The organism is Pseudomonas sp. Fl5BN2, from assembly GCF_009908205.1.
GTDB lineage: Bacteria > Pseudomonadota > Gammaproteobacteria > Pseudomonadales > Pseudomonadaceae > Aquipseudomonas.
This window is the reverse complement of record NZ_JAAARL010000009.1, coordinates 125,822-138,824: the sequence shown is the minus strand read 5'-3', so window position 1 is coordinate 138,824 and position 13,003 is coordinate 125,822. Positions and strand designations below refer to the sequence as shown.

The following is a 13,003-nucleotide window of genomic DNA, read 5'->3' as shown; positions in this document are numbered from 1 at the left end:
TTAGCAGGCGCGCGGGCACACTAGAGTGAGTATTCTCCAGTTACGACCGAGCCGTCAGAAAAGGGATTCTTATGTTGCAGACTCGTGTTATCCCGCCCGCCGAAGGCGCCTATCAATATCCGTTATTGATCAAGCGCCTGCTGATGTCCGGCAGCCGTTACGAGAAAACCCGCGAAATCATCTATCGCGACCAGTTGCGCTACACCTATCCGACCCTGATCGAACGCGTGGCGCGGCTGGCCAACGTCTTGACTGCGGCCGGGGTCAAGGCCGGGGATACCGTAGCGGTAATGGACTGGGACAGCCATCGCTACCTGGAATGCATGTTCGCCATTCCTATGATCGGCGCGGTGATTCACACCATCAACGTGCGCCTGTCGCCGGAGCAGATCCTCTACACCATGAATCACGCCGAGGACCGCTTCGTGCTGGTCAACAGCGAGTTTGTCGGTCTGTACCAGGCGATTGCCGGGCACCTGACCACGGTAGAGAAAACCCTGCTGCTCACCGATGCGCCGGAAAAAACCGCCGAGCTGCCGAACCTGGTGGGCGAGTACGAGAGCTTGCTGGCCGCTGCCAGCACCCAGTATCACTTCGAGGATTTTGACGAAAACTCGGTGGCCACCACCTTCTACACCACGGGCACCACTGGCAACCCCAAGGGCGTGTACTTCACCCATCGCCAACTGGTGCTGCACACCATGGGTGTGTCGACCATCATGGGTTGTATCGACAGCGTCCGCCTGTTGGGCACCAACGATGTGTACATGCCCATCACCCCGATGTTCCACGTGCATGCCTGGGGCCTGCCCTATGTGGCCACCATGCTCGGGCTCAAGCAGGTCTACCCCGGGCGTTACGATCCGGAGTACCTGGTGGAGCTATGGCGCCGTGAGAAGGTCACCTTCTCCCATTGCGTGCCGACCATCCTGCAGATGCTGCTCAACGCCAAGGCCGCCCAGGGCACCGATTTCGCTGGCTGGAAAATCGTCATCGGTGGCAGTGCGTTGAACCGTGCCTTGTACGAGGCCGCCAAGGCCAAGGGGATCCAGCTGACTGCCGCTTATGGCATGTCGGAAACCGGCCCGCTGGTGTCCTGCGCCCACCTCAACGACGAGTTGATGGCGGGCAGCGAAGACGAGCGCACCACCTACCGGATCAAGGCCGGGGTGCCTGGGCCGCTGGTGGAGGCGGCGATCATCGATGCCGAGGGCAACTTCCTTCCGGCGGACGGCGAGTCCCAGGGTGAACTGGTGCTGCGGGCACCCTGGCTGAGCGAAGGTTACTTCAACGAGCCGCAGAAGGGCGCCGAGCTCTGGGAGGGTGGCTGGTTGCACACCGGCGACGTGGCGACCCTGGACGGCATGGGGGTGATCGATATCCGCGACCGGATCAAGGACGTGATCAAGACCGGTGGCGAGTGGATTTCCTCCCTGGACCTGGAAGACCTCATCAGTCGCCACGTGGCGGTACGCGAAGTAGCAGTGGTGGGCATTGCCGATCCGCAGTGGGGTGAGCGTCCTTTTGCCTTGCTGGTGATCCGCGAAGGTCACGAAATTGGCGCCCGTGAGCTCAAGGAACACCTCAAGCCGTTCGTTGAGCTGGGGCACTTGAGCAAGTGGGCGATCCCCAGTCAGATCGCCATTGTTACTGAAATTCCCAAGACCAGCGTTGGCAAGCTCGACAAGAAGCGCATCCGTGTCGACATCAGCGAATGGCAAGCCAGTAACAGCACCTTCCTCTCCACGCTTTGAGCGTCCTCTGCCGTGCCCGCCAGGGCACGGCACGCCCCCTTTGCCTTGTACTCACGGATTTTTCAGTCATTCTTGCCGCGCCGTTTTTCAATGGTTATGGCAAAGGGCTGTTCCAGTTCGGTTAGTGGCTGCAAATCACACTTTAGAGGGATCAAGCACTAATCCCTGCTGGATATAGTCCGTTCACGGTTTTTTCCAAGCAACGGGGCATTGCGGGGTGTTCTCACTGCGCAACTTCGGAGCTGGGGCAAGTGTCTCTGTCCCCGGTATTCGAGGCGGTCTTGGAAGAACTTACTGCCATAACAATAATGCACATGGAGTAGCGTCGATGACATCAGTAAACCAGTTCTGGCGCCGGGCGAAACTGCCTCTGGCCGTCGGTCTTGCCTCTACGCTCGCCGGGCCGGCATTCGGCGTTACGTTCAATGTCGGTGAAATCGAAGGCAGCTTCGATTCGTCCCTGTCGGTGGGGGCCAGTTGGTCGACCGCTGGACGCAACCAGAACCTGATCGGGGTCAACAACGGCGGCAAGGGCCTGTCCCAGACCACCGATGATGGTCACTTGAACTTCAACAAGGGCCAGACCTTCTCGAAGATCTTCAAGGGCATCCATGACCTGGAGTTGAAGTACGGCGATACCGGTGTGTTTGTCCGTGGCAAGTACTGGTATGACTTCAAGCTTCAGGATGAAGACCTGGACTTCAAGAACGTCAGTAATGACGGGCGTAAGGAAGGCGCCAAATCGTCCGGTGGGCAGATACTCGATGCCTTCATCTATCACAACTACTCGATTGCCGATGAGCCGGGTTCGGTGCGTTTCGGTAAGCAAGTAGTGAGTTGGGGCGAAAGTACCTTTATTGGTGGCGGCATCAACTCGATCAACCCGATCGATGTGTCGGCGTTCCGCCGTCCCGGTGCCGAGGTCAAGGAAGGCTTGATTCCGGTCAACATGTTCTACATCTCCCAGAACCTCACCGAGAACTTGTCGGCCGAGGCGTTCTATCAGTTGGAGTGGGACCAGACAGTTACCGATAACTGCGGGACCTTCTTCTCGCAGCCGGACAACATTTCCGACGGTTGCAACGACAACCTGCGACTGCTGGCCAAGCGTTCGACCATTGCGGCTACGGCACCTGGCCGAGCAGCCTTGGCTGGGATGCAGGCACGCGGCGTTGATGTCAACGAAGAGGGCGCCCTGGTGCGCCGCAGTGGCGACCGCGATGCCCGTGACAGCGGTCAGTTTGGTGCGGCTTTCCATTACAACTACGAGCCGCTGGACACTGAGTTCGGCGCCTATTTCATGAACTATCACAGCCGTGCGCCGATCTTCAGCGCCACGGCGGCACCCCAGTCGGCTTACAACATAGCCCCTGGCTTTGGCTCTCTGGCGCCGGTGTGGATCGCTGGTAACTCGAAGTACTTTATCGAGTACCCAGAGGATATTCGTCTGTATGGCTTGAGCTTCTCTACCACCCTGTCTACAGGGACAGCATGGAGCGGCGAAATCAGTTACCGGCCGAATGCTCCTGTGCAGCTCAACTCCACCGATATCCTCTATTCCGCCGTTCGGCCTTTGAAGGGGGCATTTACCAACGCCTCCCTGTTAGAGGGCGTCGCCGGGCAAGACCTCAATGGCTATCGCCGCAAGGAAATCACCCAGTTCCAGACCACCTTCACCCACTTCTTCGATCAAGTCATGGGCGCCAGCCGCCTGACCCTGGTTGGTGAAGTCGGGGTCACCCATGTCGGCGGTCTTGAGAGCAAGTCGGATGTCCGTTATGGCCGTGACCCGGTGTTCGGGCCTGGCTCCTTGCCTGCCACGGGCGGGCAGAACACCTGCCGCGCACTCAACTCCACTACCATCGCCGGTGCAGGCCCTGGCGCAGATGCCAGCAATCTCACCGCCAATTGCAACAACGACGGCTTCACCACCGCCACTTCCTGGGGCTACCGCGGCCGGGCCATCTGGGAATACCCAGACGTGTTCGCCGGTGTCAACCTCAAGCCCAACGTCGCCTGGTCCCATGACGTCAAAGGTTACTCGCCAGGCCCTGGCGGCAACTTCGAGGAAGGCCGCAAGGCCATCAGCCTGGGGCTGGATGCCGAGTACCAGAACACCTACACCGCGAGCCTGGCCTACACCAACTTCTTTGGTGGCGACTACAGCACCGTGGATGACCGGGACTTCCTCGCCTTGAGCGTTGGCGTGAACTTCTAAGCACACTGTATTTTCAGGAAGAACAACACTATGAAAATCACCAAGAGTCTGTTGCACATCGGAGTGCTGGGACTGTCACTGCTGGCCACCAGTGTGATGGCTGCCGTGTCCGCCGATGAAGCGGCCAAGCTGGGCACCAGCCTGACGCCGATGGGCGCCGAGATGGCTGGCAATGCCGCCGGTACCATTCCGGCCTGGAAGCCGCTGGCGACCAACGCCGGCACCGTGGACAGCAAGGGCTTCCTGTCCAACCCTTATGGCAGCGAACAACCGCAGTTCACCATCACCGCGCAGAACGTCGAGCAGTACAAGGACAAGTTGGCCCCGGGGCAATACGCGATGTTCAAGCGCTACCCGGAAACCTTCAAGATGCCGGTCTATCCGTCCCATCGCGGTGCCACCGTGCCGGCCGACGTGTTTGCCGCGATCAAGCGCAACGCGACCAGCACTAACCTGGTGTCCGGTGGCAACGGCCTGGAGCACTTCGAAACCGCGGTTCCGTTCCCGATTCCGAAAAGCGGCGTGGAAGTCATCTGGAACCACATCACCCGTTATCGCGGTGGTAGCGTCACACGCCTGGTGACCCAGGCTACGCCACAGGCCAACGGTTCCTACAGCCTGGTGTACTTCCAGGATCAGTTCGTGTTCCGCGACAAGATGAAGGACTACGATCCGAAAAATCCGGGCAACATCCTGTTCTACTTCAAGCAGAAAGTGACCGCTCCGGCGCGCCTGGCCGGTGGCGTGCTGCTGGTTCACGAAACCCTCGACCAAGTGAAGGAGCCGCGTTCGGCCTGGGTCTACAACGCCGGTCAGCGCCGTGTGCGCCGTGCCCCGCAAGTCTCCTATGACGGCCCGGGTACTGCCGCCGATGGCCTGCGTACCTCGGACAACCTGGACATGTACAACGGTGCGCCAGATCGCTACGACTGGAAGCTGGAAGGCAAGAAAGAGATATACATCGCCTCCGACAGCTACAAGCTCGACTCGCCGACTCTGAAGTACGCCGACATCATCAAGGCCGGGCACATCAACCAGGACCTGGCTCGCTATGAGTTGCGCCGGGTCTGGCATGTGGTCGCGACCTTGAAGGAAGGCCAGCGTCACATCTACGCCAAGCGTGACTTCTATATCGATGAAGACACCTGGCAGGCTGCGGTGATCGACCACTACGACGGTCGTGGCCAACTGTGGCGCGTGGCTGAAGCTCATGCCGAGAACTACTACGACAAACAAGTGCCGTGGTACGCCCTGGAAACTCTCTACGACCTGCAGTCCGGCCGCTACCTGGCGCTGGGCATGAAGAACGAAGAGAAGCAGGCGTATGACTTTGGTTTCACCGCCACCATCAGCGACTTCACCCCCGCCGCCCTGCGTCAGGATGGGGTTCGCTGATCCGCTGTAAATAGAGGCCGCATCCTCGGAAATTGCCCCGACTGGTTCGGGGCTTTTTTTTGCCTATAGGATTGGGCTTCGCTCAAATGCGCAGAGGTCACTGGCAGTACGGACGAGTTTCTCGGAGTGGATTGGTTTTTGTCTCGATAAGAAAATGAAATATCACTTAATAAGTGAGAACTATCTGATCCATTTGGTCATAGTCTTTTTCGCTCGAAAGGTCGCAAAAATCTTCAACAGGTGGCCTTTTACCGCTAGTCTGCGGACATCTGCTACGCCGACAACCGTACATCAATAAGAGTTGGCCATGACTGACCTGTTTCCCCTTCAAAGGACTGACAGCGCGGTGATCCCTGCGCTAGAGGGGCGTTTTTATCGACCGCCGCTGCCTGATGGATACGTGCCGCGGCCGCGGCTTTGCCAGCGCTTGAGCGGTGGGCTGGGGGGGCGACTGTTGCTGGTCAGTGCGCCGGCCGGGTTTGGCAAGAGTTCACTGGCGGTGGAGTTCTGCCAGAGCCTGCCGGGGAATTGGCAGAGCCTGTGGCTGGGGCTGAGTCGCCGAGACAGCGATCCCGGGCGTTTCCTCGAACGCCTGTTGGCGGGGCTGCAGCAATACTTTGAGCAATTGGGCCAGCAATCCCTCGGCCTGTTGAAAATGCGTCAGCGCCACCAGCCCTTCGCTTTTGAAGAGTGGTTGGACGGTCTGCTGGATGAGTTGGCGGCTCACCTGTCCAGCAGCACTCCTTTGTTGTTGGTCCTGGATGACTATCACCTGGCCCAGGGGCCGGTGCTCGATCGTTGCCTGCAATTCTTTCTCAACCACCTTCCCGATGGCTTGCTGGTGCTGGTCACCAGCCGCCAGCGTCCGGACTGGCACCTGGCGCGATTGCGCTTGTCGCGGCAGTTGCTGGAGTTGAATGAGCAGGATCTGCGCCTGACTCATGATGAATCCCTGGGCCTGTTAGCCCGACACAGCAGTGCCTTGCGTGGCGAGGCGCTGGAAAACTTGATCCGGCGCAGCGAGGGATGGGTGGCGGGGCTGCGCTTCTGGTTGCTGGCCGCGTCCGAGGCCGGTGCCGTGGGCGCGTTGCCCCAGGGGCTGCACGGCGGGGAGGGGTTGATCCGGGACTATTTGCTGGAGGAAGTCATCGATTGCCTGCCCGCCGAAGTCCAGGCTTTTTTGTATGACACGGCGCCCCAGGAGCGTTTTTGCGCGGAACTCTGCGACGCCCTGCGTGAAGCCCATGACAGTGCCGAGATCCTCGGTTTTCTGCAGGCGCACCAGGTGTTTCTGGTGCCGTTGGACGAGCACGGGCATTGGTATCGATATCACCATCTGTTTTCCGATCTGCTGCGCACCCGGCCCACGGCCAATGCCTTGGTGCCCGCCGCCAGCCTGCACCTGCGGGCCTGTCGCTGGTTCAACGCCCAGGGATTGCTCGATGAAGCGGTGGAGCAGGCGCTGCGTGCCGGGCATCTGGATGTAGCGGCCAACCTGGTGCAGAACCTGTCGGAGGAGCAACTGCTGGCAGAGCAGAATGTCGGCATGTTACTGCGCTGGAAGATGGACTTGCCCGACAGTCTGCTGGTCAGCACTCCGCGTCTTATCGTGCTCTACAGTTGGGCGCTGGGGCTGGCCTGCCAGCTGGATGCGGCGGAGGAACTGGCAGATCATCTGACGCGTTTCCTGCCGGCGCCCTCGGCCACTGCGCAGAAGTCGATGCTGGCGCAATGGTTGGCCTTGAGCGGGATCATTGCCCGCGGCCGCGGCCAGCGGGAAAGGACCCTGGCCTATTGCAGCGAAGCCCTGGAAAGCCTGCCCCACAAACGTTATGGGCAACGCCTGATGTGCCTGTCGACCTTGTCCAACCTGGCCATTACCGACGCCGACCTGTGGCGTGCCCGTAGCCTCAATCGAGAGTCCCTGGAGCTGGCACAGCGGGTCGGCAATCCGTTGTTCGAGGCCCTGGCCCATTACGATCGGGCGCGGGTCCTGCAGGCGCGGGGTGAGTTGCTGCGGGCCCAGGAGGAAGTGCATCAGGGGCAGCGCCGGCTACAGGGTTTGTCAGTCCAGCGGCTGTACGCCGTACGGGCCCGCTTGACTCTGTATGAAGGCTATCTGCTGACCTTGCGGGCACAGCCCGAGGCCGGCCTGGTGTTGCTGCAGGCCGGGCTGGTGGAGGCCCGGGCCTGCCGTGATATCAGCGTGTTGATCGGTCATTGCGTGATCGCCAAGCAAGAGGGCCTGCGGGGCGAGTTCTCCCGGGCTTTTGCCGAGTTGGCCGAGGCCGAGCGTCTGATGCATATCTGGGATGTGCCGCCGATCTACTATCTGGCGATGATCACCCTGGTGAAGTGCGAACTCTGGCTGGCCCAAGGGCGCACTGATCTCGCCGAAGCCTGGTTGGCTCGCCTGGGCCAGACCTACACCGGCGAACAGGCGGCGGCGCCGCCGGAATTCCACCCCCAATTGCCGTTGCATATCGAATTGCAGCAGGCTCGGCTGGAGAGCATCAAAGGTGACCTGATCAAGGCTGAACAGCGTTTGAATCGGCTGGTTGAGCATGGCCAGCACAGTGGTCGACAACTCTTGAGTGTGATGGCCTTGACCCAGAAAACTGCGCTGTTACTGGCGGCAGGGCGCGGTCCACAGGCGCGCCAGGACTTTGCCCTGGCCTTGGAGGCGGCGGTGGGGGGGGCTGTACAACCCTTCGAGGAGTTGCTCCGCAGTTATCCTTGTTGGGTGCGTGAACAATTGCAGAGCGCCGGGTCGACCGCCTTGACCCAAGCCTTGCAGGAGCGTTTGCCAGCGTTGTCCCGTGAGTCTCCAGAGCTGGGTGGTCATAACGAAACCTTGAGCTCCCGGGAGTTGGCGGTGTTGCAGTTGATTGCCGAGGGTTGTTCCAACCAGGAAATCAGCGAGCGCCTGTTCATTTCGTTGCACACGGTGAAAACCCACGCCAGCCATATCAACAGCAAACTGGGGGTAGAGCGGCGTACCCAGGCGGTGGCCCGGGCCCAGGAGTTGGGGTTGCTGGGCTAGTTACACCCTTTGCAGTGGGTTTGTGTAGCGGCAGGCGTAGGTGGTGAGCAGGCCGCACGTGTTCGCGCCTCAATGCGAACAATGCATTGCTTTGGGGCGAGCGCGGGCTGCGCCTGCGACCCGTGTACGCGGCGGGCCTTCGGCCTGCGGCAAGTCAGGGTTGTGGTGGTCGGGCCAGGTGCTGCTTGCAGTAGTCGGCAAACAGTCGCGCCGGCTTGGTCAATTGGCCCCGCTTGAGCCACGCAGCCACCAGCCCTGAACCGGTCACTTCCTCGACGATATCCACGCCCACTACCGGCTTGCCATCGTAGGAGCATTGGGAGTGGGGGCGGGTCACCAGAATCGAAAATCCGAAGCCCTGGCCCACCATGCCGCGCACCATTTCGATGGACGGCGAGCTAAAGGCAATCTGTGGCGTCAGTCCCAACTCCTCGAACAGGCTGACGAAGTAGGTCCGGCTCGGTTGCACGTCCAACAGAATCATCGGCTCCAGGCACAGGTCCCGCAGCGATACCTGAGCCTGCTTGGCATAACGATGGTCAGCGGGCAGCAGCGCATAGGGACGTTGTGGCGGCATCAGCGGCTCGGTTTCGATGGTGCCGTCCAGATCATGCTCATACAGAATTGCCAGATCGAACGCACCACCGGTCAAGCCCTGTACCAGCTCCTGCTGTTCGCCATCGCGGATGCGGATTTCCACCCCGGGATACAGTGCACTGAATCCGGCGATCAGTTGCGGCAGGTACAGCGGCGCCACGGTTTCAAAACAGCCGATGTCGATCTGCCCGGCTACCACGTCGTTGTCTGCCAGGGCGTTCTGTTCGAATTCCTTGGCCATGCGCAGCAGTTCCTGGGCCTTGCGGTAGAAGCGTGCGCCGCTGGGGGTCAGGGATACGCCCAGGGCGTGGTGGCGTATCAACAGTTGCACGCCGAAGCTGTCTTCCAGGCCTTTGATGGCGGTGGAGATCGACGGTTGGGCGATGTACAGCTTGCGTGACGCTTCGGCGACGCTGCCACATTCGACGGTGGTGATGAAGTACTTGAGTTGACGCAGGTTATAGGCGGCCACAGCAAACCTCGTTGTTTGTCCTGGCGCGGGGGAGGGAGGCGGGTCGTGGTGACCCAGGCTTGAATGCGCCACGGCGATTACAGTCCGTTCAATGCACGCAAGTTACGCATCGGCATGGCCCCCGAGCGTATTTTTTGTCCCTCAACAATACTCACAAGCGGCAGCATAGAGGGCGGTGCCTGGCCATTTTTTTCATCGCTTGCGAACACATATTTCCTCGCTTGCCGGGCTGTACCTGGACGCTGGCCCTGGTGTGAGGAGCTCCTGCATGACGGCTCCTGCCTGGCTTCAGGTGTTTTCGCTGGGGCCGGCCACAACAGCTGGCGATTCCTCGAAGGGCGAAGCTGCCTCGAAATCCAGGGTGACGCTGAAGTGTTGCTGTTCGACGCTGACTTCAATCTGCCAGCCCAGTCTGGCGCACAGCTGGCGCATCAGCTCCAGGCCCAGGCCATAGCCGAAATCGCTGGATGGCTCCGCCTGCTTGGTTTCCCTGATGCGGTTGACGATGCACAGTTGCGGGTACTTGAAGCTGATTTCGACGCTGCCCTCGTCGGCGTATTGCAGGGCATTGCGCAGGAAGTTGCCGACCACGATGCGGCAAGCAGTCAAGGGCAGGCGACAAGGCTCGCTGCTGATATCGAGAATCAGCTCTATGTCCCGTTTGCCGATCAGGTAGCGGTGTTCTTCAATCAATTCACCAACCAACCCGTTCAGGTCGATGGCTTCTTCCGGCAATGCTTCGGGAAGCTCACGGCTCATCCATAGCAAGGTTTCGGCGATGCGTTGCATGTTCAGTACCGAGCGTTCGATACGTTGCAGGGGCGGTGGCAGGACGCCGCCGGACTGTAGGGTCAGCAGCTCGATATTGGCTTTGAGCACCGCCAGTGGGGTCCGCAGTTCATGGCTGGTGTAGCGCAGCAAGCGGCCTTCGCGCAGGCTGGCGGCCTGTACCTGCTGGACACTTTGGGCCAGCGCATCGGCTAGCATGTTGAACTCCTTGAAACTGAAGTTTGGCCGCTCACCGGATACCGCATCCGGCTCCTTCAGGGTGGTGGACCATTGGGCCAGTCGCCCCAGTGGCCGAACCAGCCACCAGACCAATAGGGCGATGATGATCAGTGCCGGAATGAACACTGCCAGGCTGATGAAAATGACGCCGTGCAGCTCTCGGTCGAGGTAGGCGTCGGACAACGGCGTCTCGACTTCACCGCCTTCTTCCTGGTCATGGTCGAGGTCGTACATGTACAGGGTCTTGCCGTCACCTAGAGGCTGGGCCAGGATCGCCCGGCCTTCATCCTGATCTTCGGAATCCAGGTCGCCGAAGACCTGGACCGCGCCGAAGGACAGGCTGGGGGGCGTGTCCAGCATCTTGCGGATGTTCTCTGGCAGCGCCTCCTTGCCGATGACGCTGGTATAGAAGTAGTTGTGTGGTGGTGGCGTGGTCGGGTCCTTCTTGTAGTGCCTGGCGAAGTATTGGGCTTCTTCCTCCATCATGGCACTGGCGGTGTAGAGCAGGCCGCGCACACTGTATTCCGGCAGCAGCCGGCTGTAGATCAGCAACACCACGGCGATCAGCAATAGGAAGCTGCCGCTGATCACCCACTTCAATCCCAGGCCGTTACGCATGTGACCTCAGCTGCATGCCAACGCCGGGAAGGGTGTGGATCAGGGGCTGACCGAAGGATTTATCCACGGTCTTGCGCAGTCGATGCATATGGACCTTGAGGGTATTGCTGTCCGGTGGTTCGTCGCCCCAGATCGCCGCCTCCAGGCGCTCCCGGGTGACCGGTTCGGGGCTGGCGCGCATCAGGCATTCCAGCAGGGTCCAGCAGATGGGCGACAGGTGCAGTTCCTGCCCGGCACGGCTGACCTTGCGGGTACTCAGGTCCATCATCAGGTCGGCGACCTGCAGGCGGCTGGCCTGGCCGCTGCGCCGCATGCTCAGGGCGCGGATCCGGGCCACCAGCTCGGCCAGCTCGAACGGCTTGACCAGATAGTCGTCGGCACCTGCGGCAAAGCTGGCGAGCTTGTCCGACAGCGCATCCAGCGAGGTGAGCATCAGGATCGGCGTCTGGCTGCCTTGCTGGCGCAACTGTGCACATAGCTGCTGGCCGTCCAACCGCGGCAGCATGATGTCCAGCAGGATGACGTCATAATGTTGGCTGAGGGCCAGGTTAAGACCGGTCTGGCCGTTGCTGGCGTGGTCACAGACGATGTCGCTGATCTCCAGGTACTCGATGACGGTATTGGCCAGGTCGAGATTGTCCTCGACCAGCAGCAGGTGAATATGCACGGGAACGTCCCCTTGGACCTTTGTCGCTCAGAGGTCCGAAGGATAGCGGAACTCGGAGCGTTTTCTGCGGGTGTTTACCTGGTGTTAACCCTCGGCTCTCTAAGCTACAGCTCTTCTTATCCACAGCGTGGCGTAGCCGTGAACCTGTCTTCGGTGGTCAAAGGAATCCTGCTGGTCTTGATTCTCCTCGGCCTGATGGCCTGTGTCCTGCCTTCCACGGCGCCGTTGGTGCGCCTTGGCGGCGGCGGCTTCCTGAGCTGGTTTCTGATTGGTCACAACGTTGAGCGGGCAAGGTCGGATCATGTCGCCAGTGCATTCTGAGGAGGGCGGCACCAGCTATACCGATCAGTTGGTGTTGTGCCTGGTGCTGATTCTTTGCGTATCAATATCAATGGGTGCCTATATCGTTCGCTTCAATGCACGCATCGACAAGCAGCGCGAACTGTCTCCCGTGCACTTGCTTGAGTGCGGCAACGGACGCGGGGCCTTTATCATCGACCCGCATGGCCGGCGCAGCAGCAGTGACAATTGTTACCTGATCGAAGAGGATGACTAACCTGTGGCCCAAGTGATTCGCCATTGAGTTCAAGCGCAAGAAACGTAGTTCTTGCGCTTGAATCCCGATTTACAGTGCGGGCGTACCGAGATGAGGACTGCGAGCCACAAGGTTCCCGGCCTTACTCCCTTGGCGGATTAAGGAGACTTAGCATGCCCTGTGTATTCAAGATAATCCCTTCCCCGGTGGGCCAACTGACCCTGGTCGCCAGGGGCATGAAGCTGGCTGCGATTCTCTGGGAGCACGAGCGACAGAACCGGGTGCGCCTTGGTCCGCTTCAGGAGGTGGGCGACCATCCGCTGTTACTGGAGACCGAGCGCCAGCTCCGGGAGTATTTTGCAGGTACTCGCGAGCGCTTTGATCTTGAACTGGACTTTGTCGGCACCGAATTCCAGTGCAAGGTCTGGCAGGCGCTGCTGACCATTCCATTTGGTGAAACCCGCAGCTACAGCCAGATTGCCCAGCAAGTCGGCAGCCCGAAGGCGGTGCGTGCAGTGGGCGCGGCCAATGGTCGAAACCCGATCTCAATTGTCGCGCCTTGTCATCGAGTGATTGGCGCCTCGGGCAGCCTCACCGGTTTCGCCGGTGGGCTTCAGGCCAAGCAGTTCCTGCTGGCGCTGGAGGGTGAGGAGACGTTGCAGCTGGCGTTCTGAGTGAGCGCTGGCGGCGAGCTGT

At 60.3% G+C, this 13,003-nt stretch carries 10 protein-coding genes; 7 read left to right on the top strand and 3 right to left on the bottom strand.

What is annotated here, in order from left to right; all coding sequences use genetic code 11:
• Positions 1 to 71: 71 nt before the first annotated feature.
• From GV819_RS14655 to GV819_RS14640, 4 genes are all read left to right on the top strand, one after another.
• A complete protein-coding gene (locus GV819_RS14655; protein ID WP_161756762.1) occupies positions 72 to 1,754 on the top strand; it encodes a fatty acid--CoA ligase in 1,683 nt (560 codons plus the stop codon).
• A 328-nt stretch (positions 1,755 to 2,082) separates the two neighbouring features.
• Positions 2,083 to 3,972: a DUF1302 domain-containing protein gene (locus GV819_RS14650; RefSeq protein ID WP_161756761.1), complete on the top strand. Its 1,890-nt coding sequence runs from the start codon at positions 2,083 to 2,085 to the stop codon at positions 3,970 to 3,972.
• Between the two features lie 30 nt (positions 3,973 to 4,002).
• Entirely contained in the window at positions 4,003 to 5,367 is a 1,365-nt protein-coding gene (locus tag GV819_RS14645; protein WP_161756760.1) for a DUF1329 domain-containing protein, read from the top strand.
• 307 nt (positions 5,368 to 5,674) lie between these two features.
• Positions 5,675 to 8,410 carry a LuxR C-terminal-related transcriptional regulator gene (locus GV819_RS14640; protein ID WP_161756759.1) on the top strand — a complete coding sequence of 912 codons (2,736 nt, stop codon included), beginning with the start codon at positions 5,675 to 5,677 and terminating at the stop codon, positions 8,408 to 8,410.
• Positions 8,411 to 8,564: 154 nt separating this feature from the next.
• Here the strand turns inward: GV819_RS14640 and GV819_RS14635 are convergent, their stop codons facing one another.
• The 3 genes from GV819_RS14635 to GV819_RS14625 all read right to left on the bottom strand — a co-directional run bounded on the left by GV819_RS14635 (position 8,565) and on the right by GV819_RS14625 (position 11,772).
• Entirely contained in the window at positions 8,565 to 9,479 is a 915-nt protein-coding gene (locus tag GV819_RS14635) for a LysR substrate-binding domain-containing protein (RefSeq protein ID WP_161756758.1), read from the bottom strand.
• A 288-nt stretch (positions 9,480 to 9,767) separates the two neighbouring features.
• The gene (locus GV819_RS14630; protein WP_161756757.1) at positions 9,768 to 11,105 is read right to left on the bottom strand and encodes a sensor histidine kinase; all 1,338 of its coding nucleotides are present in this window, start codon (positions 11,103 to 11,105) and stop codon (positions 9,768 to 9,770) included.
• Entirely contained in the window at positions 11,098 to 11,772 is a 675-nt protein-coding gene (locus GV819_RS14625) for a response regulator transcription factor (RefSeq protein WP_161756756.1), read from the bottom strand. Before GV819_RS14625 ends, GV819_RS14630 begins: the two co-directional genes overlap by 8 nt.
• Before the next feature lie 138 nt (positions 11,773 to 11,910).
• Here GV819_RS14625 and GV819_RS14620 point away from each other — a divergent pair, with 138 nt between their 5' ends.
• The 3 genes from GV819_RS14620 (at position 11,911) to GV819_RS14610 (ending at position 12,981) form a co-directional block, all read left to right on the top strand.
• Entirely contained in the window at positions 11,911 to 12,093 is a 183-nt protein-coding gene (locus GV819_RS14620; protein ID WP_161756755.1) for a hypothetical protein, read from the top strand.
• Positions 12,074 to 12,328, top strand: a complete 255-nt coding sequence (locus tag GV819_RS14615; protein ID WP_161756754.1) for a hypothetical protein — start codon at positions 12,074 to 12,076, stop codon at positions 12,326 to 12,328. Before GV819_RS14620 ends, GV819_RS14615 begins: the two co-directional genes overlap by 20 nt.
• 152 nt (positions 12,329 to 12,480) lie before the next feature.
• The gene (locus GV819_RS14610; RefSeq protein ID WP_161756753.1) at positions 12,481 to 12,981 is read left to right on the top strand and encodes a methylated-DNA--[protein]-cysteine S-methyltransferase; all 501 of its coding nucleotides are present in this window, start codon (positions 12,481 to 12,483) and stop codon (positions 12,979 to 12,981) included.
• The last annotated feature ends 22 nt before the right edge of the window (positions 12,982 to 13,003 follow it).